The sequence below is a fragment of the Enterobacter cloacae complex sp. IR5459 genome, assembly GCF_049238005.1.
Lineage (GTDB): Bacteria > Pseudomonadota > Gammaproteobacteria > Enterobacterales > Enterobacteriaceae > Enterobacter > Enterobacter hormaechei_C.
Genome location: NZ_JBMKIG010000011.1, coordinates 65,803 through 89,355, shown reverse-complemented (window position 1 = coordinate 89,355; position 23,553 = coordinate 65,803). Strand labels below are relative to the sequence as shown.

The window sequence follows — 23,553 nt, the reverse complement described above, 5'->3', positions numbered from 1 at the left end:
GCTCACCGAAGACTTTTAACTTATTTAACCCCCTTTATCGCCAAACTGTGATTTTCTAATGTTAGTCTACAGTTCTAGGGCCCTTGCTCCCATGATGCGAATCCTGCCACCTAATAAAGATTAACGCCTCATTCCTGTATGCCGGTCTTACGACGCCAGTGCACGGACTATTTTTGGTCATCACAAGGACAGGCGGGAGATTTAATCAGGGCGTGGTGTTGCTGAGCAGCAGCTGCGGCACTGTAAGCCGAAGGCGGAATTAACTCCTTTATCACCATCTGGGGACGTCATTATGGGTAGCCCTTTTAACTTGCTCAGGACCATTAAGCTAAAATTCCGGATAGCGATTGACGTAAGATTTAGGCTAAGCAGGTAAAGTGATCCCCGCTCCCGGGGTGACAACTTTATACAAAAGGCCGAGCGGAAGATTGTCCTTAGGGAATATTTCTTTAACACAGCACGGGCACTTACTCACGCTGCCGGATTTAACCCCCTTAATCGCCAAACTGGGGTTCTGTCCTCATGCTGGCCTTCAGTTCTGGGCGGGGTTGCTATCACTTGCTCCCTAATGCGAGATGTACCTGCTGATACAGATTAACGTCATATTCCTGCGTGCCGGTCTGCCGACACCAGTGCACGGGCTTTTTTCGGTCATCACATTACCGGGCAGGAGATTTTATCAGGACGTGGTGTGACTGAGCAGCAGCTGGGGCACTGTCATCCGCTTGCAGATTTAACCCCCTTAATCGCCAAACTGGCGTTCAGTCCTGATAGTGTCCTTCCGTCCTGGGCAGGGTTGCTAACACTTGCTCCCTTAATACGAAATGCGCCTGCTGATAAAGATTAAAGTCACATCACTGCATACCGGTTTGCCGACTCCGGTGCATGGCCTTTTCCGATAATCACAAGGACGGACGGGTGATTATATCTGTGCATAGTATGTCTGAGCAGCATCAGAAGGCACTGTCAGCCACTGGCAGATTTAACCCCCTTAATCGCCAAACTGGCGTTCAGTCCTGATAGTGTCCTTCCGTCCTGGGCAGGGTTGCTAACACTTGCTCCCTTAATACGAAATGCGCCTGCTGATAAAGATTAAAGTCACATCACTGCATACCGGTTTGCCGACTCCGGTGCATGGCCTTTTCCGATAATCACAAGGACGGACGGGTGATTATATCTGTGCATAGTATGTCTGAGCAGCATCAGAAGGCACTGTCAGCCGCTGGCAGATTTAACCCCCTTAATCGCCAAACTGGGATCAGTCCTGATAGTGTCCTTCCGTCCTGGAGAGGGTTGCTAACACTTGTTCCCATGATACGAAATGCGCCAGCTGATACAGATTAACGTCTCATTGCCCATGCCGGTCTGCCGACACCGGTGCATGGCCTTTTCCGATATTTGCAAGCCCAGATGCTTGATTTTTTCAGGGTGTAATATACCTGAGCAGCATCTGAAGGCACTTTCAGTCGCTGTCAGATTTAACACCCTTAATCGCCAATCTGGGATTTTATGATGTTAACCTCCAGTTCAAGACCCTTGCTCCCATGATGCGAACCTTGCCACCTGATAAAGATTTACGCCTCATTCCTGTATGCAGGTCTTACGACTCTAGTGCACGGACAATTTTCGGTCATAACAAGACCTGGCGGAAGATTTAATCAGGCGTGGTGTGACTGAGCAGAAGCTGGGGCAATGTCAGCCGCTGGCAGAAAAAACCCTTATTCGCCATCTCAAACCGTCATTATGGGTAGTCCTTTTAACTTTCTCAGGACCATTAAGCTTAAACTCCGTTTAGAGAATGACGTAAGATTTAGGCTAAGCAGGTTAAGTGATCCCTCTCCCGGGTTGAACACTATATTCATCGTACGAGCGGAAGATTGTCCTTCGGGAAATATTTCTTAAACACCGCTCGGGATCTTATTGCCACTGGGGATTTAACCCCCTTAATCGCCATACTGGGGTTCTGTCCTGATGCTGGCCTTCAGTTCTGGGCTTGGGTTGCTATCGCTTGCTCCCATAATGCGAAATGTGCCTCCTGATACAGATTAACGTCATATTCCTGCGTGCCGGTCTGCCGACACCAGTGCACGGGCTTTTTTCGGTCATCACATTTCCGGGCAGGAGATTCTATCAGGGCGTGGTGTGACTGAGCAGCAACTGGGGCACTGTCAGCAGCTTGCAGATTTAACACCCTTAATCGCCAAACTGGGATTCTGTTCTGATGTTGACCTTCCGTTCTGGGCGGGCTTTGGTTTACTAACACTTACTTCCATAATACGAAATGTGCTTGATGATGCAGATTAAATTCACATTACTGCATACCGGTCTGCCGACACCGGTGCATGGGCGATTTCCGACGATCTCAAGAACATATGGGAGATTATATCAGGGAGAGTAGTATGCCTGAGCAGCATCTGAAGGCACTGTCAGCCGCTGTGAGATTTAACCCCCTTAATCGCCAAACTGGGGTTCTGTCCTCATGCTGGCCTTCAGTTCCGGGCTGGGTTGCTATCACTTGCTCACATAATGCGAAATGTACCTGCTGATACAGATTAACGTCATATTCCTATATGCCGGTCTGCCGACATCAGTGCTTGGGCTATTTTCGGTCAAAACAAGACCTGGCGAGAGATTTAATCAAGCGTGGTGTGACTGAGCAGCAGCTGGGGGCACTGTCATCCGCTTGCAAATTTAACCCCCTTAATCGCCAAACTTGGGTTCAGTCCTGATGTTGGCATTCCGTTCTGGGCGGCGTTGCTATCACTTGCTCCCATTATGCGAAAAGTGCCTGCTGATACAGATTAACGTCATATTCATGCATGCCGGTCTGCCGACACCAGTGCACGGGTTTTTTTCGGTCATTACAATACCGGGCAGGGGATTAAATCAGGGCGTGGTGTGACTGAGCAGCAGCTGGGACACTGTCAGCCGCTGGCAGATTTAACCCCCTTAATCTCCACACTGGGGTTGCCTCCTTAAGTTGGGTTTCAGTTCGGGGTGAGGTTGCTAACTCTGCTCCCATAATTCGTAGTGTGCCTCCTCAAGAGATTAACACCTCATATCTTTAGACTGGACTGACGACAACGGTTCACAGTTAGGAAACGTATATCAGCACACCGGTGAGATAGATTTTAGGGTCTAAGCAAGAAATAGGGTAGGCGTGAAGATTCATTAATGGAGCTCTTAACTTCAAAGCGTAGAGAAGGAGACAAGAATCGTGGTTTAAACAGGTTGTGCATTAGGTATGGACTAGAGAGTCTGAGCTCACATCTGCAAGTTAAGCTCACAAAAAATCATAAAAAAGTAAACAAACATTAGCTTAAGATTGAAACTAAGGATAGAATTGTACGCATAACAAGGAAATGGACGCATTATACGTAAAGTTTACATATATGCGTAAAAGTCGGTTTTCAGTGCAAAAAGGTCATAACCATGAATTTACTTGAAAAGATCGCCCTCGTTGGTCAGCGCATGAAAAGCGAGCAGATTTCTCTAAAGGAATCTCTGATGGCTTCATCAAGAGTATCTGTTTCTGATGATAGTGTTGATGGTGTTGATAGACTGATCTATAACCACTGTTTGAATAAAAAAAATCTCTCTGATTTTTTTGGGAAGTCACGAGTAACGTTCAATAAAATACTTTCGGACTTAGAAGAAAAAGAACTTGTTGGTGCACCTATTTATCAAAACAAAAATCATCTTTACACCCGCTGGGATGTTCAAAAAATAATGGATGCCCTGGGTTATCCCAAGTACCGCGATCATTACTTTAGCAGAGCTATTGTTACTCAGAATCATAAAGGCGGTACAGGGAAAAGCACTACATCTGTAGCTTTAGCAGTAGCAGCTGCTTTAGATCTACAACTCAATGCACGTGTATTAATGATCGAATGGGACCCACAAGGTTCGATTGGAAGCAGCATGATTCAAAGTGTCTCAGAAGATGATGTCTTCCTTACAGCAATTGATGCAATCCTTGGAATTTATGAAGAAAATTCTGAGTATAAAAAATATTTAGATTCAGGATTCTCTGAAGAAGAAATCATCACTAATATGCCTTTTTCAACGCATCTGCCAAACTTGGACGTAATAACGGCTTTTCCGACAGATGCTCGTTTTAAAGATAAATACTGGCAATGTTCTAGAGAAGAACGTACGTCTTTGTTACTACGTTTCAAGGAAGTTATCTTACCGGTACTGAAGCAGAACTATGATTTGATTATTATAGACACTCCACCTGAAGATTCACCTTTGATCTGGGCTGCTGACGAAGCGGCCGATGGGATTCTTGTCGCAGTGTCACCACGTGAATATGATTACGCCTCTACTACAGACTTCATGCTTACAATAAGTGAAAGGTTTAAACAATCACCAAGTAAGGGCGACAATTTAAAATGGTTCAAAGTTCTTGCTGTCAATGTAGATGACAAAAGTCCATATGAAAGAATAGTTTTGGATAAATTAATCAGAACTGTTCAGGACCTTTTGATGTCCGCTAACATAAAAAATTCTGAAGCATTTAAGGCAGCTGCTTCCAAAGGGCGTACAGTGCTTGATATCAAAAAATCAGAGGAACTTTGTTCCGCAAAGCAGCTTGATGTCGCAGAAGAATCTGTATTACAGGTATATCAGCAATTTATAAATGAAATAAAAAGTTTTTCAGCTAAGCAAGGAGTTAACGCATGAGCGATGAGCAACATATCGGGAATGATAAATCTCGATATTTAAACGCACCAAAGCGGACAGAAGTCGGTCACCGTTCAGGTCTTGCGGGTTTGAAAACAGCACCTCGCATAAAAAAGTTATTCACTCTTCATAAGGGCCGGAGACTTGAAGCGGAACATGTGATTGTTCCAGCCCAGAGAGTGGAGAAGGAGACCTTAGTCCATCCAGCGAACCCACGAAATCAAGAAGCCCTTACAGATTATTCTGTTAGAGATATTCTTAAGCAGATTGAAGAAAGAGGGGTCGATACCGAAGGGATCGCTGTAAAAAGAGATGGGGTTTATTTATTAATAGAAGGAAGTCGCAGACGTTTCTGCTGTATAAAGGCAGAAAAGGATCTCCCCCTGTGGGTTCTTCCGGATGAACTAACCGAAGATGATATAAATTCAATTATATCCGCAGCACAAACATCTCGAAAATTTTCATATAGAGAAGTTGGGTTTCAATTTATCAAAAAAATGGAAGAAAAAGGATTTTCTACTAATGAAGAACTCGCAGCATATCTTGGGATTAGTCATGTATCGGTAGCCAAAAGAATCCAGGCGGCCCGTATTGACGAAACATTGATCTCTTTATTCCCGGATTATGAAGGAATCCCGAACTCCTATTATAGTCGCTTGTCTCGTTTACAGAAATATGTGCAAAAAAATCTATTTCCTTTAGATGAAGTAATAGATAATGTTAAAGAGGAAACAAAAGATTTAGACATTGGAGATCTCCAGGTTGCTCAAAAAGTTGTAATGGAAAAAATCACACAATCTGTGGAAAGTGTTTGTGAAAAAACTTATTCCACAAAATGGGAAACAAGTGATCTTATTACTTTTGATAACAAAGATAAGTATGCAAGAATCAGTAAAAACAATACTGGTAGAAAAATTCGCTTTGAATTCAATAGGATAAATGCGGGTTTTATTAAGGAACTAGAGGAGTTCATAAAAGAAAAATTAAAAGTATCAGAATAAATATTGAACTGCATCTTTATGATGCAGTTCATATGATTTATATTTTTAATTTCTTGTTATATTAATATGGGGTGTGCGCAGGTTCAGACATATAAGGTCTTAGTTCTATATGAACAGAAGCGCCATTCCCATCATTTACTACGTTTAAAGGTGCTTTTCCCGGCAATGACATAGTTGCAACGTCAGGTCCAGAAACAGCAAAATTATTTTCTGCTGAAGGCATTACTGTAAAAATCTTTATAGCAACATTTTCATGTCTAAATAATGAAATCCCAAAAGTAGAACCAGCTTCGGTATTGCTCACGTCCACAACCACAGGGGTTTTTCCTAGATATTCATTAGTTAGTATGTTTTTTACTAATGCCCCTTCCGGGACAGTATAGATACGGTATGGATATGCTAAAGCCGTGTGACAAAAACATATTAAAATAACAATTAATGTTTGTTTCATAGATTATCCTCATTCAAAAATAAAAGATATAACTCTTGAAAATCGTGGTTAGTAATTAGGTCCGCTTTTCCGGGAAAATCGTAACTAACAGAAAATAAAAGCGAAAGCGAATCTTTTCCTTTTGCTTTGGGAGAGATTCTGCTAAAAGCACGGTTAATAAACATAAGTTGATCTTCATTGTTGAAGCAAAGTCCAAGCATTCCAACCGTAGGAACTACGAATGTGCTTACGCTGCCTGGGGGCAAAAGTTGCTTACTACGGGCATTGTAAGCACAACGACTACCACCTAGCGTTAGGCCTGAAAGCTCAATAAAACTTCTGGTTCCATTCTTGGCGACAAGCCAAACATCAGTTCCTGAACTTTCGACACGTAAAGTAACTTTTCCGTCAGTAAAGGCCTCACTTTTATTGTATAGAATAGGGTCAAAACCAACTGTCGGGAGTTCTTCGATTTTACTTTCTACTGACTGACAACCAGTCAGTAATGCAAACAATAAAAGTGTGATAACTTTAATCATCCCGCTTCCTTAGATTGTTTTTGGCGCTCGTTATAAAAGATAATGATTCACCGGGGTAGAGAATTGTTTCTTTCGTCCAATAACCATAACCACCGAGGATATTTTTTCTTTTCTCAATATAAACGGGTTCAGAAAATACTAAATGTTGATATTTAGGAAGAGATAAGATTTCATATTTTCCTTGTCCAACTAAGAGGTAATTCTTCTCTTTAGGATTGATGGTTACTGGATTACCAACACTTTGAGGTATGTTAAGTTTTTTTATATTTAGGTCAGAATAGTCAGGAACGGACACTTGATCATTAGACGTATTTCCGGGAAGAGTAAACCCTTTACCCTGATCCGGTCCAAAGATGGCAATTATATCTTTGTTGTTTCTTGTGATCGAAACGATAGCCTGAAGGGGCGTATTAGCAAGGTCATTTATAAACGATATAGTTAGACTTGATTTTGGCTCGACCCAAACAATGCTTTTTCCGGATGTGCCTTCGCTTAATGCAATTTTTTCATTTAGTAAGATTTTATTTTTGGCAATGATATTATACTCAAGTTTTGGTATCACAATAAAAAGTGATTCTTTATTTGAAACATTCATGATTTCTAAGAAATTGGTTTTGGTCATGCTGGTCTTTAGAACAGGCCTATATTTACCATTTATAAACCACCTTCCGTTTATAAGCTCCGCTTTAGCAGATATAAGTGAATCACTTTTCTGTGCGGCAGAAGAAAAAGCATCTTTTCTATGCTCTTTCTCTTGATGTGGTGCAGCTGCTGCGTGAAGATGCAAAAGTAATGTTGAAATTGAGATAATCTTCCAATTTATCTTCATCTTGTTACCTCAATGTTGTTTTCAATCGAATCGAGTTCTAAAGGATAGGTTTTAAGTGAATAAAACTTGTTTGTTGTTTGTATTAGCTGATGACACAATAAAACTGGATTGTTCTTCATGATTATTTCTACTAATGTAAGTGCTGGTGAGTCAGTTTGCGGTATACCCGGAGCAACTATTACCTGGTCTTCTAATTTTGACATATAGAGTGATCCAGTATTTATATGCAAACAATTACCGATCAGTACTGGAAGATTGTTTTGAGTACGACCATGGGCTTTTCGAATGCTGTTTACAGGATTCCTACCTAGGACCATAAGGTTGACGTCATTTATCATCATTGGTATTACGGCATGGTCCATACCGAATAGAAACTGGCTCTGAAAAATATTCACATTGGCATAGTTGAATGCTTGAAGCGCATTATAAGTATCAGTGAATGATGTGCGGATAGGGGCGTAATCAGAAGGGCAAACCCCAATTTTTATATCGCCTTTTAGTAAAATCTGCATCATCGTACCAAGCTGGGTATTAAGAAGTTTTTTTACCTCTTCCTCTAAATAGTAACGATTCACAGCTTTATGCCACTTTCCGCCCATTACACACCATCTCTCATTGAGGTATGTGCTGGGGTAAAATGTTCTCCGGTCTTTGTTTAATGGTAACAATTTTTTTAACATTTCTTCTCCGGCTCCGGCAGCTGAGAAATGCCTCACAAAACGTCCATCGAAAAAGCCACTGTTTATCGCCTTCATCAATTCTATGGGTTCCGGCCCATAGTCAAACAAATTTCCAGTAGAGAAAATTACTATCTCTTCTTCTGGCTTTGTAACTGATTGGATCAAGTTGCACAGCGCAGAGTAATGTCCATGAGGATCTGCCAGAAAGAAAATCCTTCCGGAGAAGTTTGTAAGGTCTATAGTTTGGACGTGCTCAGCTGCCATAAATTCCTCTACGTATGTTTACATCGATGATACGGTATTTCGAACTATGATTTTTTTACAAAAAGGCGTCATTTTGGATTCTAAGCCTAAGGACCTTTGTTACTTACAGGTAAAGGCCCCAGTCCTGGCTCTCAAACAGTTCATACTTAGGATGCAAAGTAACTTTCTGATTATAATTGGCTCCTTTATAAACATGGTTAATACATGAATACAGGAAATTTAACGGTAAGGTATTTAAAATGGAAGGATGCTGAAATAACATAGACTTACGTATTTTTTTAATAGTGTTAATGTTGATAATAGGTCACCATTAATGTATAAAGTTAATATCTAATATGGTCCTATTAATAAAAGAGAGTTTTTATGGCTGAACTATTAAAATCTGAAAGTCCTGTTTCACCATCAGTGCAGGATATCACTGAAGCTTTAAAAATCGTTGTCGATGATGGAAGTAAAGCTGCAAAACTGGTTTGTCTTAATGAAAGAAACGAATTAGTTCCCTTGCTTACACAAAATAGTTTTGTTCCAGATTTCCGTGTTCGCCATGAGGGTCTCAATCCTTTTAACTATCTTATTGATGGGCTGGAAAGGTTTTCGCATCACAGCGAATCTAGTAACTCACTGGAATCGACTGATGTATCTCACCAATACGATGAAATTAGCCGGTTAAATGTTCACCATGCACTTCATGCTTCTGGTTTAGTTCCTCAGGATGTTCACCTCTTTGTTACTTTACCACTTAGCCAGTTCTATACTGCTTTAGGGGAAACGAATATTGAAAATATTCAGAGAAAAAAAGATAATCTGATGAAACCAGTAGAGCGTTATCTTGACGGTAAACGCTATTCTTTTAACGTTTTGTCTGTGACTGTTTTCCCTGAATCTTTACCAGCTGTGACCCGGGCAGATGAAATTGAGGATATTGCTTCATTTGAATCAAGTTTGGTAATTGATCTTGGTGGTACTACTCTTGATGTTGCAAGTATTACTGGGCAATTAGAACAGATTTCGAAAGTAAAAGGTTTTGACCGTATTGGTTGTTCTATTGTTTACGATGAGATCAGCAGGTATCTTGAATCTGAGAAACTGAATACGAGTAATGCTTACATTCATCATCTTGTTGATAATCGTCATGATAAATCAGCTTTGAAGGTTGCAGAGGACAAGCGTGACGGTGTTTTTGATGCGGTAAACTCTGCGGTACAGAAGTTGCAAAGTAAAGTAATCAGAGCGGTTACACAAGTCGAAGAGAGGCCTCATAATGTTTTCCTTGTTGGGGGAGGTTCATATCTCATCGAAACAGCTATTCGTAAACATTTTGAAACGGCTAAAGTTATCATGGTAGACAATCCGCAGTTCGCATTATCTTTGGCAATTGCTGATACTATTTATTCAGAATAATGAGCTAGAACATGGCTAAAAACCCTATCTCAAATAAGGCAGATAACGACCGGATTCAGATCCGGTCTTTCTGGATATCCGAAAGAAAAGCACCCTATGTTTATAGTTTCTTGAAAAAAACAGAACTTTCTCATAGGGGTGACCAACTGGATTTAATTAGGTCGGCTATTAGTACCGGGTTGGTATTAAATAATTTATTTCCTGACTTGGCAAATTTTATAAATGGTTTAAACGAAAGATTAACACTTGCAGATCTTAATAGGTTTCTGAATGATGGAAATACTATAGATACTGAACCTAAGCCTCCTATTAATGTATTGCTAGAGAATGTCTTAGATCAAAAGTTTAAGGAGTATTTAACACCTCTACAATTAGATAATTCAAAGCAGGATTCTGTTTCTGTAAAAGAAACCTTCCTTGTACAAAAGGAACATGCCTGCTTTGGTGTGAAGATTGAAAATGAGGGAAGCGATACCTCTATACCATCTGAAAGCCCACTTTCTTCAGGTGCATCCAAAATTTCAAAAGAAAAGTCCATTTCCTCTGTGGTGCCAGTGCTAGAAAAAGTATCGGATGAAAATCAAACCGCCTCCATAAGCATAAAATCTAAAGCTAAGGCAAACAAGCGACTAGCGACTTTGGCAAGATAGGTGAGAGACAGTACAATCGACTTCTGAGTTCAACTTGTCTTACCAGGAAAGCCAGCATACTTGCTGGCCTTTTTTTTGTTATAATAAACTCAGGCTTCAGCTGAATCTGTAAAATTACTGTTAATGAAACGGTATTTTAGGTTAATTTGGATGCTGTTACAGGAAGTGCGGATTTTTCCTAAATTTGTAAAAAACCTAAGGAAGGTGCGAATAAGTCACCAAACGCAAAAAAACGCCTATGTAAGTGATTGAATTTAATTGACTAAAAGTTTCATTTTCGTTGCGGAGGGTACTTATTCGCACCCTCCCTAAGAATTATCTTAATAAATCTGGTACTTAATTATTATTTTACGTAAAAAGTCTTTGTGGTTTAATGGTTATGTAAGGATTTTTTGATACCCTTATACCCGATGGACCTAAGGTCACTGACAACGATGTTCATGTAGAATCTTCGTTTCTGTAATCCCTTTTGTCCTTGTCCCAAATGATTGATTATTATAATAAAGGCTGATCGAATGCTATCTCGCAACTCACTAATACATGGTTTACGCCGAGACCAGTTAATCGGAGTTCTGACTATTTCAGAGTTTCCGGTAGTTATGGTAGAAAGCCACTTCATTCAGTCTGAGGTTATGGGAATAAAACCCGTAATTTTTAATATTGATGAGCTTCTTGTTTCTATATCCCCAATTTCCTCTCTTAAGTTCGATTGGGAGTGGGCCCCAGTTGATACAATACTCATTGAAGTTATCATTCCACCTGTAGAGTCAGACCTTGTAAGTGCAGAAAATGACTTCCTCCGTGATTCTGGTATTGGCCATATCCAGTGCGAGCCTGGCGGAGCATCAATACGACGTACAGTTACCTTCGTTGGTGGAATAACCGCTGATAACTTACTGTATCAGTTGAGGCTTATGTGCGTAAGCGCGTTAAAACTTTTAGGAGAGGAACTGGGGGATGAAGTCTAAGATTAGATATGTTTTATCTGGTTTTGTTGTGTTATGTGCATTTGCTGGAGTTTATAAAATCCTAAACAATGTTCCGGTTAAACCTGACCTTTTGGACTTCACTGGAAACACATTTAAAAAGACATCACTCTTCCTGCCATGTGATAAAAGCTCGCCTTCTTTAAACATTAAAATTGCTGATAACGAGAAAATCGTGATCAACGGCATCGCTTCAAAAGTAACTTTTGTTGAAAAGGCTGACCCCGTCAAAAGCCCTGGTTTTTGTGATGATCTTGATCTAAACAATTCTCGCCTTGTACATACGGCATCTTACAGCCTGGTGATTTCTGAAACCAAAACAGGATTTACACTATCAAATTTCAAGCATCTTGCCGATGATGAATCATTAGGCGGTATGTGGTTTTATCAAAAGTGACTTTTTATATGGCAACTTCAGACTTCGCTCTTAAAAACCATAATGTTAAAGCATTTGGTCAGGATGCAGCCCTTGTCATTGAGATGAACAATGAAGATGTTAGCTCATCAAAACCTTCACCTTTTTCAAATGAGATTGATAATTATTATCTTACATTGCACGTCGCTCCAAGGAACGCAAAAAAAGATTATGACTGGGGCTCAAACCGTTCTGTACTTCTAAAATTGTCGACGAATGAAGTTATGCAGATGGCATCTGTATTTCTTAGAATCATGCATACTTTAAAGATTGATAAGAGGAAAACCTCACATCATGGCCACGTCGTATACAAAAATATAAGCGTTACCCCAAACGAGAGGGGCGGTTTGTTGTTATCCGCAGGGATAGTTCCAGTCGATAAAGATGGCTTAAAACCCTTCATGCACATGGTCCCCGTCTCACAAATGGATTGCGTTAAAATTGGCCTCTACATACTTGGATATCTTGCTCAAAAAACGCCCTGGGTAAGCTCCGAGTCTATAATTACCGCGCTTCGCTTATCTGAAGCCAAGAATTCAAAATAGCGCATTAACATACGGAATATACGGAAAAATACAGGTTTTTTTAAATGTTATACGAACGGATATTTCTGTTTTTCATCGTAAAGTGAGTTTAATTTTGCTCAGAAAAACAGGTATTCGTCATGAGAAAATCAGGTTTAGGTTTAGCCCTGTTGTTTTCTTTAATTGCTCCGATTAAAGCGGTCTATGCTGAAGCGATTATGATTTCAGGAAAGCTACAGGCTGATCTGCCAGCCGTATCCTTTGACCCGGGGCCGGGCGACTTTGTTGCATACGTTAATTCTAACACTATCACTGCCTCAGGTGCAGGCACAGCCTGTAATGTAACGGTTGATGATCGAGCGACTTCCTCTGTTGATAACCTCGTTTGTTTTTTTGAGTGGTTACCCAATACCTTGGGATTAACTTCTAACGGCTTCACTCTTTCAGGCGTTCCCAACACCACCGGTGATTTAAAACTACCTTACAAGATTTCTTACTTCTCTGGTTCTGAACGGAAAAAAGTTGAAATAGTAAAAGGTGAATATTCAATCAAAAGTGTGGCACCGGTAAAACCAACTATCACCGGTCTTAAATCATCCCTGAACGGATTAGTCTATGACGGCTTTTCTTTCAAATCGTATTTAAAGGATGAAGCGATCAAAGATATCGCTGTTTCTGTTGAACCCCGCAATTATATTCAATACATCTCAATAGGTTCAGGCTCCGCCTGTGAAGTACCTATTGGCGGAACTTCCTGTACCATTGAAGTTGGAAGCATTAAGGCCAGTGATACAGATGAACTTTTGGGTTCACGTGATATCACAATTACAGCAAACTCTAAGAATAATTATTTCGCACCTCCTGAATCCAAAAAGCTTGTTGTTAACTGGGATTATCGGCCTCCTGTAGTAGACCATACACTTTGGAATTTTACCGATGAGGCTAAAACAATCAAAGTAGGTGGCCAGGACATCTATACCGGAGCCAAAACCGTTGCTGTGGCCGTTAAGGTACCCCAGCAAGAAACAGAAGGTGAATGGTGGCTCCCAACAGCTATGTCGCTCACTATGACTCCGGATGGCGTGTTTAAGCCGACGACTAAAGTGACTTTAGATGATGGCACTGAGATTGATTTCAAACAGTCCTGGGCAACCCCTTTACGTAGAACTTTACAGCCGGTAAGTGGACCTCAAAAAGTCGGTGATGAGTACCTCTATATCTTTGACTTAACGGATCTTATAAACGGGTCCTACGCAGCGACTTTTACAGTAGAAAATACGAGCAAAAACTCTTCTACGTACACTGAGCCTGAAAGCAAACTGATGCTGTCTGATAACCCAACGCTTATGGTTCTCAAAGATGGGCAGGTATTAACTAAACGAGCACCCGTATACTTCCTGAACGAGATTATCGTTGCAGCTTTCCAGGGGCAGGCTGGGGTTGCTGACATAAAATCAGTAACAATAGACAACAAAGTAGTTTCGTTAACACCTACAAATTATAAAGGTATTTACTACCTGCCGGTTGGAGACGATTTAGCAGTTAATTCGGATCACGAGATTACTGTGGTGGCTGAAAACCTTTATGGAAAAAACGTAAATTTCAGTACCGTGTTCACTTATCAACCTACTGGATTCACTCTTAAGAATCTGGAAAAAAACGTAACTCTTTACTCGCGCGTACGTCAGTATACGGACCTGCTTAGTCAAACAGCTGGTGATAAATGCACTCTGTTTACCACAGAGGAAAATGCGAATGCTTACCTCGCCTGGTATGGGGAAAAATCAGATGTTACAGCATGCTACCCTCAGTGGAACAATGTCCCTGATGGGTTGGAGTTCTATTTTAAAGGACGTACCCCGGGTCTAACTGGATTCTTTAATAAAACAGGTGAGAATCTGCTCGACTATCAAGTCTATATGATTAACGGGAAGGGCTCTAAAGCGGTTTCCGCAAGGAATCGCCGTACTCTGACCACACAATTACCATACAACCCGATCATCTCTTACAAAAAGAATAAAGTCATAGCAGGCATCAATCCGAACACTGCTCTGGCTTATACGACCGGGGGGGAGGCCGCTCGAATATTAGCGAAGGTGGTACCAGCTGACGTTACGATGATCGTCTCTCAAAACGGCTCTGAGGCTGTCAAAACGTCATTTAAAAATCGTTCCTCAAACAACGATGCAACGACCTTTGTACAAAGGGTCAAGGTTGCTGCTGCACCATTGTGGACAAAGAACGTCTTTGACATAGCTGTAGAATACTCAAAGGATCCAGAATTAAGAACTACAGACACCCTCAACGTATATACGGTGCCTGATTTCAATATTCGAGCATCGATGGAAGTGGATGACAAAAAAACAGCCACATCTCTTGAAGTGCCCTTAAAGGTAACAGTGGGGCGTTATAACAACTCCACACGTAAAAGTGCATTTGACCGTAAAACAATGGGAGAATGGGACGTCACGATATACTCTCAAAAAAGTGTATACGGCAAAGATCCAGAAACAGGCCGTTATAAAACTACATACGAAAGAACTGCGCTGACTGAAGCATTGCCGGTCAATGATGCGGGCATTGTCGAAACCAAGATTAAAATTGAAAATATGGATCTGGGTAATATGCGTCTGGTTGGTGTGGCTAAGGTCAGATCGCCATTCTCTGATTTTGAAATGAAACGTGAGACCAGTGCTGTAGGCATTCGAATCTATAAAGGTGAGGAACTGGAGGGTAACCTGTCGAAAAGCCTTATTATCGGAAGGATCCCACTTAGTACTCTGGTAAGCTTCAAATCTGCCAGTACGGCTAACTCTGATGCACTCGCCCCCACCGAATGGCAGCAGTCCTCTGATAATGGTCAAACCTGGACCATGCTTTCCGACATGACCGGAAAGAGAAGTGTAAGTATCAAAAAGACAGAAGTAGGAAAGTGGCTTTATAGGGCAAAAATGACTAATAAATTCACATCCAAGATTTCCTACACAGATGCCTTAACGGTAGTTACCTACAAGCAGCCTAAGCTCAGTATAGATGTTACAGACATTCTTCAGGGCTCAGATATACCTGTAACCCTGCTTGATAACGATGAACCTATACCAGCAGGCACCGCTGAGGTTCTCTGGTCAGAGGATAAAGTCAACTGGGTGCAGGGAGATACAACTTACACTGTGGCTTCAGCTGATACCCTACCGTCTACGATTTATGCCCGGATGCGTTACCTTGATTCCGATGAACTGGCAGAGGAGTCTTCATGGAAGGAAACGTCTGCTCGGTTGGCAGCCGCAAAACCCAAGCGCCTTTCTGTCTCGGTAACGGGGGTTTCAAAGGTAGAGGTTGGTCAAAAAGTTACTTTGGAAGGTAAGTTCACGAACCCTAACAGTAAGTACCAGAATGGTAATAACGTAGTTGAAGAATGGAAAACACCGGATGGCCAGACATTTAAGGGCTCTTCACTGTCTGTTACCCTTACTGAGCAAATGTTGGATAAACAGGGATATGCTGCTTTTGAATACAGTGCATGGTTAGCGGACAATAAGGAGAATACGGTTTCTACCCGTAGAGTTTCTGTCAAATCGTGGGTTTATAAATTTCCCGAGATGAAAATAAGCTCCAAACTTAAATACGACATGGCACCGACCACCCTACGCGTTGCGTTGAGCGGTATTAAGGATGGAGACTATCCTGGTGTTACTTATTCCCGTGAATGGATCTACGACAAAGAGAATCTGGTAATCACTAAAGATGAAGGTGACACCAAAGAATTTACAATTGAAAATCCTGGCAAATATACATTGATGGTTGTTTTCAAAGATAACCGAAACAATGAACAGCGTATCGAAAATACCTTTGTTGTCGATGAACAAACGCCAATGAACGTTGAGATGACACCCAAGTTCTCTAACAAATATATGAGAGCTCCACTCGATGTAACCTTAAGGTCAAACATCAAGCTATCTCATTCGGCGGACTCGATAGATACGGTCACATACAAGGTGAACGGTGAAGTAATACCCAGCGGCAAAAATTATTGGGCTCAACTGATCTCGGGTTTAAAAGAAAAGAAATACGAGATTACAATTGATGTTGTTAGTAAACTTGGACAGAGAGGTTCAGCATCTGTTGAGTTTGATGTCGTTAAAAACGCAGTGCCTAATTGTACATTGAGCTACACGGAAACCAACCTAAGCTGGAGCTTTACCAATAAATGTGATGATACTGATGGAAAAATGGTTAGATATGAATGGTTCATCAACGGCGAATTAAGGAACGTTTTCGGTAGTACGGCTACACTTTCTAAAAACCTTAACCGTGGTAAGCAGGACATAAAAGTAATTGCTTATGATGATAGTGGAGACTTTGCAACACAGCACGTGACAGTTTTCGGACCGGCTGAAGAGGCAAGTAAGTCTGAAAACACTGTATCAATACCAAGCAGTGAGTAGTTAATTTTTAAATATAAAGCCGGGACATTATGTCCCGGCTTTTTTATACCCAATAATTGGACCTTTGAAAAATTAATGTCGGAAAGTAACTTTGCTCCAAAGGCATCTTTCATGGCCGCTAACAAAGCTGCGTATACATGCTGAGGAATTAACATTCTTATAGGTGAATATTAGGTTAGTTTGCAGACTTCCGAGCGTTGAAAAACATGGATAATAGTTACTTGGATAGAGGTGCATCTGCCTAGTAAAAATATTCTTCAGTGCCAGTGAGAAAAATATGAGCGACTACATACCTAAAAAGAGAGGGCTGCTTATACTGGATTGGTATGTCCCCCTTAATATTTTATTGCTGATTCTCGTTATGTGTGTCTTTTTCACCCGTTATACATTTGGATACGGTTTATTGAATGGGTGCCTGCCTGCTGATTTTTATATGATTGATCATTCGGATAAAAGTATTAAAACTGGTGAACTCATAGCATTTAACATGCCGAAATCGGTACGTTTTATCCCAGAAAATGAACGAGTCATAAAAATTGTTGCCGGTGTGGGCGGTGACAAACTTAAAGTAACAATGGATGGGGTTTATAACGGGGACAAATTTTTTGAAGCTAATGCACGTCGTATTTCGAAGAAATACAATATTCCGTCCATTTTGATTGAAAAAGAATTGATAATTCCTGAAGGCGAAGTTTTCCTAATTGGGCAAACCGATCACTCATGGGATTCCCGTTTTTGGGGAACAGTAAAGCTGAATTCAGTAATTGGGAAAACATATGCGATCTTTTAATGTAAATAAAAAATATTTACCAATACTTCCTGGACTTGCGTTATGTGCAGTTTTAAGTAATACAAATGCAAGCACTGAGTATCAACATGATGCTGACCTAATCGCTCAGCAAGCAAAAGGGCTTGGGGCACAGGCTAAAGGTGCACAGCAGCCAGATGGGGCTCTTAGCCTTGATGCTACGCTAAAATCACCAGATGTGCAGAAGTACATAGCGCAAGCTGAAGCACTCCAAAAAAACCAGGACCTGAGCAAGCAAATAAACCGTGGTTACGTCCCCGGTATGAATGCGGATAGTGTTCAAGCAGTTATAGACCATACCCAGGCTATCAGGGCCCAAAGTAATAACTCTGAAGCTGTCAACGATATAATTAGAAGACGTGATGAAATTCAAGAAAACGCCAGCCTTAATGAAGCGGCTCTGAAAGCTGTGGAAAATAAGCCGGAAGTCATGCGAGGACAATCTAAAAATATCGAAAAATTGTTTGGTTCCTCGGGCATCACAGCTGCTGACTTCGAAAGAAAAATGGATAGCACACGTGAAGAAGCACTATCAACTGAAAATGGAATAACGATCTTTGCTTCATTTAGCTTGCCGGATTATGTACTGGAAGACCTTCTACGTACGGCCTCAGAGCATAAAGCTCGTGTAGTTTTCAATGGTCTAAAGAAAGGAACTACTCGGCTACCAGAGACACAGGCAGCAATAAACCAAATGATTGTCAAAGGAAAATTTGAATCTCCTTTGATTACAATTGATCCTGATAGCTTCAGTCAGTATCAAGTAACTCAAGTACCGACAATTATTTCTAGGGAGCAAGCTCGTTTTGCAAAAATGGTAGGCTCCTTCAACGTTGAGTTTTTTCAGCGAGAACTTGCTAAAAAACCCGATCAGGATATTTTCCCGGTTGCTGGTACCACTTATCCCGTTGAAGAAAAGAGCATCATTAAAGAACTGGAAGAACGTGCACAAAAATATGACTGGGAAGGTGCAAAAAAAAGGGCCGTTTCTGACACATGGAAAAATCAATGGATGGTCGACCTCCCTCCTGCCCAGGAACACAAAGAATTTTTAATTGACCCTACAGTGAGGGTCACTCAGGACGTAAAAGATAAGCAGGGCCGTGTAATAGCTTCCGCCGGTGAGTTGATTAATCCACTTTCGAGATTTCCTCAAAACCTGACGATGATAATTTTCGATCCACTCAATCCGGGCCAGCTGGTATGGGCTGAGCAGCAGTATCGACAACGTCTGGGTAGTGGAAAAGTAATGCCAATGTTTACCCGTATCCAAAAAGATAATGGATGGGATCACCTAAATGATTTACGTGAAAAATTTAACGGTAAGGTGTTTAAAGTTAACGAACAGATTATCTCACGCTTTCAGATTAAAAACACACCTGCGCTTATAACTACTGACCAAGATAAATTCCGGATCACCCTGTTTAGCGAGGCAGAAGTCCGTGGTATCGGAGCCCCAAATCTTTCAGAGGAAAAATAAGATGAAACTCGGATTTATTATAGGCGCTCTCTTTGCAACATGGCTGACGCTAAATTATCCGGACCAGATGAGAAGTTATTTTACCAAAGCCGTCGACTATATCGAAAGTGTTGCAACATTTATTACATCCAAGTGAGCATGATGGTGAAAAAATTCAAAAAGTTACTTTTAGAGTTCATTGTAGCAGTTATGCTTTCGCTTTCTATACCGGGTATGGCTATGGCAGCAGATGCTGGAGTCCCTGGGGCTATGTGTCAGTCAGCTGGAGTGTGGCAGGGCTTGATTAAGAATATCTGTTGGAGCTGCATTTTTCCCATGAGGATAATGGGCATAGGGGCAGCTCCAGAAGGCGCTGCTCCTTCACGTCCGGGTTGCTACTGCACAGATCAGAACGGCGTACCGGAAATAGGTTGGCAATTGAGCTTCTTTCAGCCGGTGAAGATTGTAGAAGTTGTAAAGAGCCCCTGGTGCAGCCCCTTTCTTGAAGGCACGATGCTTCAAAAATCGCAGTTTGATATTGGTAAAAGCAACACAAATCAGCCAATGACAGCAACTGAAGCCGGATTTTACGATGTTCATCTTTGGGAGTTCCCAATCATGACAATGCTCAAATTACTGATTATTGGCGAGTGCACTGCTGAACCCTATATAGATGCCAGCCTGACCTATATAAGCGAAGTGGACCCTATGTGGGAAAGTGATCTGCTTACACTCGTCCTGAATCCAGAGGCAGTAGTTTTTGCAAACCCAATTGCCTCAATGGTGTGCGCTGCTGACTGTGTAGCAGTAACAGCAGGAAAGGATAATCTCGCTGCATACTTTTGTGCCGGATGCGATGGCAACCTTTATCCATTAACCGGCCACATTTACGCAAATGATGACGCTGTAAGGACGAGTTCACTGATAACCCAGCGTCTTCTGACTAAACTACATCGCCAGGGAATGCTGATGCGAACGATGGGAGCAGACGCAATGTGTGAGAAAACGTGGGAATACTTTACACCTCGTTCCCAGTATCGGCTTTCAATGCTTTTCCCAACTCCTGAGGCGAAAGGGCCGGATTGCTGTCATCGTCTTGGTGATTCGGTACATGACTGGTCAACCCTTAAAGGTGGGCGCAAAAAAATAGGCAATGATAATTATGTCTATATGTTGTGGCGTTACAATGACTGTTGCGTCAGATATATACCAGGCGCTTGATTTCTAAAGGTAAAAATAATGAAACTTAGAAAAACGATAGCTTCAACTATTATTGCATCAATGATTGCCAATACTATGAGTTGGGCTTTTTATATCTCTCTCATAAATATGGTAATGACTCCTCGTATTTATGCGGCAGACGCTATATTTGACCAGCTCGAAAGTAACTTTAATCTTGCTAATCCTAACGCAAATCGCAATGCGACAACCAGTGCTCAGGACATTGTTGAGAAGTACAAGAATGCGGATTCAGGCGAGAATGTCAGTGGGAAGATCACCGAGAAATACGTGGGTAAAGCCGAATCCGCTAATCTTAATCTCGGAAAGTATGGGGCAGGGAACTCAAATGAAAGTGTCATGAAAAATGCCGCATCCGATGGAAAGTCCATTGGTAGCGCCGTACAACTGCCGAGTATGTCTGGAGGGACAATCAATTCAAACTATACCAAGGAAGGGGCAAAGCTGCTCTCTCGGGATGCTAATGGCAACATTGGTATAAGCAGTAATCCCAATACTACTCCTGGAACCAAAACAAATACCGGAGAGATTTTCAGCTCAGAGCAAAAGCACAGCGATATTAAGTTCAATGCCGCAGATCGTTATGGGGATGAGGATGGCTTTGTAAACGATATAAAGAATCGGAAAAGCCAGTTATTTGATGCTCAAAGTTATGATGGCGTTGCCTACCGCACCCTCGTAAATGCTAACAAGGACAACCCGGCATCATCTATAAAGCCTAACGATCCCATGTTTACTGCGGGGAGAAATGAGATAACAAATGCTGTTGCTGGTACTGGAAACTGGCTTCAGAACTGTAATGTTGAGACCTCTAAAAAAACAGTAACCACACACTATCCTGATTACAAAGAGTTCTACTGTAACTCGCCTAAGCAAGATAACTTCAGCAGCTGCACGATAACCCGTGATTTTTCAGTCCCTGTTTACATTTCAGGCGGAAACGGAGACATGTCGATGTGCGGCGATAATTGTGTGCGTATATGGTTTGGTCGCCGTGATGACAACTACTGGAGTGACGGGGTATATGATAACGAACTGACATTAAAATTCCATCCGGATGCAAAATTGGCCTCAGCAAAGATTGTTAACGCGGAGTGGGATGACCACATGCGGGTAACACTTGATGGCACGCAGATTTTTGCTCACATAGATGGTGCATATCGAGAAAGTGACTATCCGGCTCCTAAGGGATCTTGGGAGTTAAAAAAATCGTGGAAACTCGACAAGGTTTACGATGTGACTGATAAGGTCAGAAAATCGGTGTATGAGGAGCCTGATCGAGAAGTGACAATGGCATCCAGAGTATGGGTTGGTGGGAAGGGTGAAGGGTATTTTGAGGTTGAGCTGACTTTTGAAAATATGAAGCTCGAAGATAAGCACGTCCAGGAACCAGCTGGTTGTTACGATGCTGTACAAGCTCCGAATACATTCTGCCGTTTCGATCGGTTTAAAGATATGGATGTTGGCACAAAACGGCTTCCGGAAAGCGTGCTTTCATTGGCAAAGCCTCTGTATGAAGGTGATAAAGGATTTCTTACCTGGAAGACAAACCTTGAAGGCTACTTTTGTGATCCATTGGCCAAAGACAAAATTTGCTCTTATGACGCTAGTGGAAAAATTATGAAAGACGCTAATGGAAAGGACCTCTGTTACAACTATGAAGAAATAAAGAGTATGCCTGATGCATGTAGTGCTTATAAAAATGATGCAGCATGTGTACTCGATAAACAAACATGTGCAGAGGGTTGGTTCGATGAGGGCACTAACAGTTGCTACATGTATGAACAGAAATACACCTGTGACAGAGGGAAGGATGTAGTTCGGGAGGTTGAATCTTCTACAAATGCCTGTGTTGGCATGATCCCATGTTCAGGTGGAACATGCGAAACTGGGCCAAAGGAAGAGAACAACGATTTTGGAAAAGTTGCGGCTTATTCAAACATGGTTCAGTACATGCAGGGCGAAGCCAAATGCGAAGACCCTAACGATGCCAATTCATGTTCCGTCTTTGAAGGAAAACCTGAATGGTGTGGTCGTTCAGTAGGCTTTGTAAATGGCCTGGCAAAGACGGACTGCTGCGAAGCACCACAGGGAACCGCAGGAGCACTTGAAGGTATCATGCTTGCCGGATCTATGATCAGAAACACAAACTGGACCAGAATTAATGCTCAGCTAATAAAATGGACCGGCGGTGATACAGGTACATGGGCTTCTATGTCTAATGCGGTCGGAGAGTGGACTGCATCAGCTGGTAAAACAGTAGGGCAAATGTGGAACAACGTCACGAGCTCCTTAACGAGCGTATATGAAAACGTCGCTGGTAATCTAAGCAGGGCAGTTGGGTCTTCCGCAACTTCTGGAGGGGCAGGAGGTGCTGGCCAGTTGGCACAGGAAACAATGTCCAGCTTCGGTATAGGTCAGCTTAAGCAGATGGCAATGAAGAAAGCCTACGAATTGCTACCAGATACAGTTCGTGACTTTGTCTTTAAGAACGTTGCTACTACCGGAGGAGAGGTTGTCTTCTCGGCTGCGGTTCAAAACTTTATGCTTGCATTAAACGTGATCGGTTGGATTTATACAGCCTATCAGGTCACTAAAATGCTTTTAGAAATGTTGGTAGCATGCGACCAGAAAGAGATGGAAGCTTCTATTCATAAGAATCAAAAATCCTGTTTTACATTAGATACGGAACGATGCGTCAAATATCTGAATGTTGGTTTCACAAAGAAATGCGTTAAAAAAGCAACAGACATGTGCTGTTATAATTCCATGTTGTCACGCGTTATTATGCAACAAGCTTATCCGCAATTAGGAATAGACCCTGTCGCCTCTAATTGCGTGGGGCTATCAATAAAGCAAATACAGCAACTGGATTTCGATAAAATTGATCTGACGGAGTGGATTAATGATGCAGTTCAGGTAGGAGAAGTTCCTGATCAATATTCAAAATTCTCCGAAGAATCAATTGTGGAAAACTTACCATTCCAGAATGAGAACTATCAACTTCCATCAGAACGTACCAAGGAAGCAATGGGCGGTGAAGAAAATATGATAAAGGCCAGACAAGAAAATGCTCAGGCTATAAAAGAGGAAAATGTAGATTGTAGCTATTTACCTCGACCGGCCATATGTGAGGTAGGTTCAACTACGCTGGATCCGGTTACGGGCAAGCAGTTGCCGAAATATTGAAGAAGGGG

General features: G+C 41.7%; 17 protein-coding genes. 13 read left to right on the top strand and 4 right to left on the bottom strand.

Going from position 1 to position 23,553, the window contains the following annotated elements; genetic code table 11:
- Positions 1-2,142: 2,142 nt before the first annotated feature.
- The 3 genes from ACOTX4_RS20355 to ACOTX4_RS20345 all read left to right on the top strand — a co-directional run bounded on the left by ACOTX4_RS20355 (position 2,143) and on the right by ACOTX4_RS20345 (position 5,687).
- Entirely contained in the window at positions 2,143-2,304 is a 162-nt protein-coding gene (locus ACOTX4_RS20355; RefSeq protein ID WP_001371949.1) for a hypothetical protein, read from the top strand.
- 1,128 nt (positions 2,305-3,432) lie between these two features.
- Positions 3,433-4,686: a ParA family protein gene (locus ACOTX4_RS20350; RefSeq protein ID WP_001050364.1), complete on the top strand. Its 1,254-nt coding sequence runs from the start codon at positions 3,433-3,435 to the stop codon at positions 4,684-4,686.
- Positions 4,683-5,687 (top strand): ParB family protein, encoded by a 1,005-nt coding sequence (locus ACOTX4_RS20345; RefSeq protein ID WP_001278838.1) that lies wholly within the window; start codon positions 4,683-4,685, stop codon positions 5,685-5,687. The genes ACOTX4_RS20350 and ACOTX4_RS20345 overlap by 4 nt, the downstream gene beginning before the upstream one ends.
- 61 nt (positions 5,688-5,748) lie before the next feature.
- Here ACOTX4_RS20345 and ACOTX4_RS20340 read toward each other — a convergent pair whose 3' ends face one another.
- From ACOTX4_RS20340 to ACOTX4_RS20325, 4 genes are read right to left on the bottom strand one after another with little or no spacing between them, the layout of a single operon-like run.
- A complete protein-coding gene (locus ACOTX4_RS20340) occupies positions 5,749-6,138 on the bottom strand; it encodes a hypothetical protein (protein WP_000815011.1) in 390 nt (129 codons plus the stop codon).
- On the bottom strand, positions 6,135-6,656 hold the full coding sequence (locus ACOTX4_RS20335) for a hypothetical protein (protein WP_000598517.1): 522 nt from the start codon (positions 6,654-6,656) through the stop codon (positions 6,135-6,137). The genes ACOTX4_RS20340 and ACOTX4_RS20335 overlap by 4 nt, the downstream gene beginning before the upstream one ends.
- Positions 6,649-7,485: a hypothetical protein gene (locus ACOTX4_RS20330; protein ID WP_000700976.1), complete on the bottom strand. Its 837-nt coding sequence runs from the start codon at positions 7,483-7,485 to the stop codon at positions 6,649-6,651. The genes ACOTX4_RS20335 and ACOTX4_RS20330 overlap by 8 nt, the downstream gene beginning before the upstream one ends.
- Positions 7,482-8,429 (bottom strand): metallophosphoesterase, encoded by a 948-nt coding sequence (locus ACOTX4_RS20325; protein WP_000718595.1) that lies wholly within the window; start codon positions 8,427-8,429, stop codon positions 7,482-7,484. The genes ACOTX4_RS20330 and ACOTX4_RS20325 overlap by 4 nt, the downstream gene beginning before the upstream one ends.
- A gap of 363 nt (positions 8,430-8,792) precedes the next feature.
- Here ACOTX4_RS20325 and parM point away from each other — a divergent pair, with 363 nt between their 5' ends.
- The 10 genes from parM to trhN all read left to right on the top strand — a co-directional run bounded on the left by parM (position 8,793) and on the right by trhN (position 23,545).
- Complete coding sequence (gene parM, locus ACOTX4_RS20320) at positions 8,793-9,830, top strand: plasmid segregation protein ParM domain-containing protein (protein ID WP_000818954.1); 1,038 nt, start codon at positions 8,793-8,795, stop codon at positions 9,828-9,830.
- 11 nt (positions 9,831-9,841) lie between these two features.
- A complete protein-coding gene (locus tag ACOTX4_RS20315) occupies positions 9,842-10,480 on the top strand; it encodes a hypothetical protein (protein ID WP_001107538.1) in 639 nt (212 codons plus the stop codon).
- A 515-nt stretch (positions 10,481-10,995) separates the two neighbouring features.
- On the top strand, positions 10,996-11,448 hold the full coding sequence (hdtA, locus tag ACOTX4_RS20310; protein WP_000952689.1) for a H transfer determinant A: 453 nt from the start codon (positions 10,996-10,998) through the stop codon (positions 11,446-11,448).
- Complete coding sequence (locus tag ACOTX4_RS20305) at positions 11,438-11,863, top strand: hypothetical protein (RefSeq protein ID WP_000836981.1); 426 nt, start codon at positions 11,438-11,440, stop codon at positions 11,861-11,863. The genes hdtA and ACOTX4_RS20305 overlap by 11 nt, the downstream gene beginning before the upstream one ends.
- Positions 11,864-11,871: 8 nt before the next feature.
- Positions 11,872-12,426: a plasmid transfer protein gene (locus ACOTX4_RS20300; protein WP_000235773.1), complete on the top strand. Its 555-nt coding sequence runs from the start codon at positions 11,872-11,874 to the stop codon at positions 12,424-12,426.
- A 119-nt stretch (positions 12,427-12,545) separates the two neighbouring features.
- On the top strand, positions 12,546-16,850 hold the full coding sequence (rsp, locus tag ACOTX4_RS20295) for an IncHI-type conjugal transfer protein RSP (RefSeq protein WP_001232109.1): 4,305 nt from the start codon (positions 12,546-12,548) through the stop codon (positions 16,848-16,850).
- 277 nt (positions 16,851-17,127) lie between these two features.
- A complete protein-coding gene (gene trhF, locus ACOTX4_RS20290; protein WP_001286760.1) occupies positions 17,128-17,640 on the top strand; it encodes an IncHI-type conjugal transfer protein TrhF in 513 nt (170 codons plus the stop codon).
- Entirely contained in the window at positions 17,627-19,138 is a 1,512-nt protein-coding gene (locus ACOTX4_RS20285; protein ID WP_001256132.1) for a TrbC family F-type conjugative pilus assembly protein, read from the top strand. The genes trhF and ACOTX4_RS20285 overlap by 14 nt, the downstream gene beginning before the upstream one ends.
- A 144-nt stretch (positions 19,139-19,282) precedes the next feature.
- On the top strand, positions 19,283-20,338 hold the full coding sequence (trhU, locus tag ACOTX4_RS20280) for an IncHI-type conjugal transfer protein TrhU (protein WP_181231580.1): 1,056 nt from the start codon (positions 19,283-19,285) through the stop codon (positions 20,336-20,338).
- Between the two features lie 18 nt (positions 20,339-20,356).
- Positions 20,357-23,545: an IncHI-type conjugal transfer protein TrhN gene (gene trhN / locus ACOTX4_RS20275; RefSeq protein WP_421635419.1), complete on the top strand. Its 3,189-nt coding sequence runs from the start codon at positions 20,357-20,359 to the stop codon at positions 23,543-23,545.
- Positions 23,546-23,553 lie beyond the last annotated feature (8 nt).

Excerpts from the sequence above, each read along its gene's own strand:
- ACOTX4_RS20350 (WP_001050364.1), top strand. The coding sequence starts at position 3,433 with ATGAATTTACTTGAAAAGATCGCCCTCGTTGGTCAGCGCATGAAAAGC.
- ACOTX4_RS20345 (WP_001278838.1), top strand. The coding sequence starts at position 4,683 with ATGAGCGATGAGCAACATATCGGGAATGATAAATCTCGATATTTAAAC.
- ACOTX4_RS20340 (WP_000815011.1), bottom strand. The coding sequence starts at position 6,138 with ATGAAACAAACATTAATTGTTATTTTAATATGTTTTTGTCACACGGCT.
- ACOTX4_RS20335 (WP_000598517.1), bottom strand. The coding sequence starts at position 6,656 with ATGATTAAAGTTATCACACTTTTATTGTTTGCATTACTGACTGGTTGT.
- ACOTX4_RS20330 (WP_000700976.1), bottom strand. The coding sequence starts at position 7,485 with ATGAAGATAAATTGGAAGATTATCTCAATTTCAACATTACTTTTGCAT.
- ACOTX4_RS20325 (WP_000718595.1), bottom strand. The coding sequence starts at position 8,429 with ATGGCAGCTGAGCACGTCCAAACTATAGACCTTACAAACTTCTCCGGA.
- parM (WP_000818954.1), top strand. The coding sequence starts at position 8,793 with ATGGCTGAACTATTAAAATCTGAAAGTCCTGTTTCACCATCAGTGCAG.
- ACOTX4_RS20315 (WP_001107538.1), top strand. The coding sequence starts at position 9,842 with ATGGCTAAAAACCCTATCTCAAATAAGGCAGATAACGACCGGATTCAG.
- hdtA (WP_000952689.1), top strand. The coding sequence starts at position 10,996 with ATGCTATCTCGCAACTCACTAATACATGGTTTACGCCGAGACCAGTTA.
- ACOTX4_RS20305 (WP_000836981.1), top strand. The coding sequence starts at position 11,438 with ATGAAGTCTAAGATTAGATATGTTTTATCTGGTTTTGTTGTGTTATGT.
- ACOTX4_RS20300 (WP_000235773.1), top strand. The coding sequence starts at position 11,872 with ATGGCAACTTCAGACTTCGCTCTTAAAAACCATAATGTTAAAGCATTT.
- rsp (WP_001232109.1), top strand. The coding sequence starts at position 12,546 with ATGAGAAAATCAGGTTTAGGTTTAGCCCTGTTGTTTTCTTTAATTGCT.
- trhF (WP_001286760.1), top strand. The coding sequence starts at position 17,128 with ATGAGCGACTACATACCTAAAAAGAGAGGGCTGCTTATACTGGATTGG.
- ACOTX4_RS20285 (WP_001256132.1), top strand. The coding sequence starts at position 17,627 with ATGCGATCTTTTAATGTAAATAAAAAATATTTACCAATACTTCCTGGA.
- trhN (WP_421635419.1), top strand. The coding sequence starts at position 20,357 with ATGAAACTTAGAAAAACGATAGCTTCAACTATTATTGCATCAATGATT.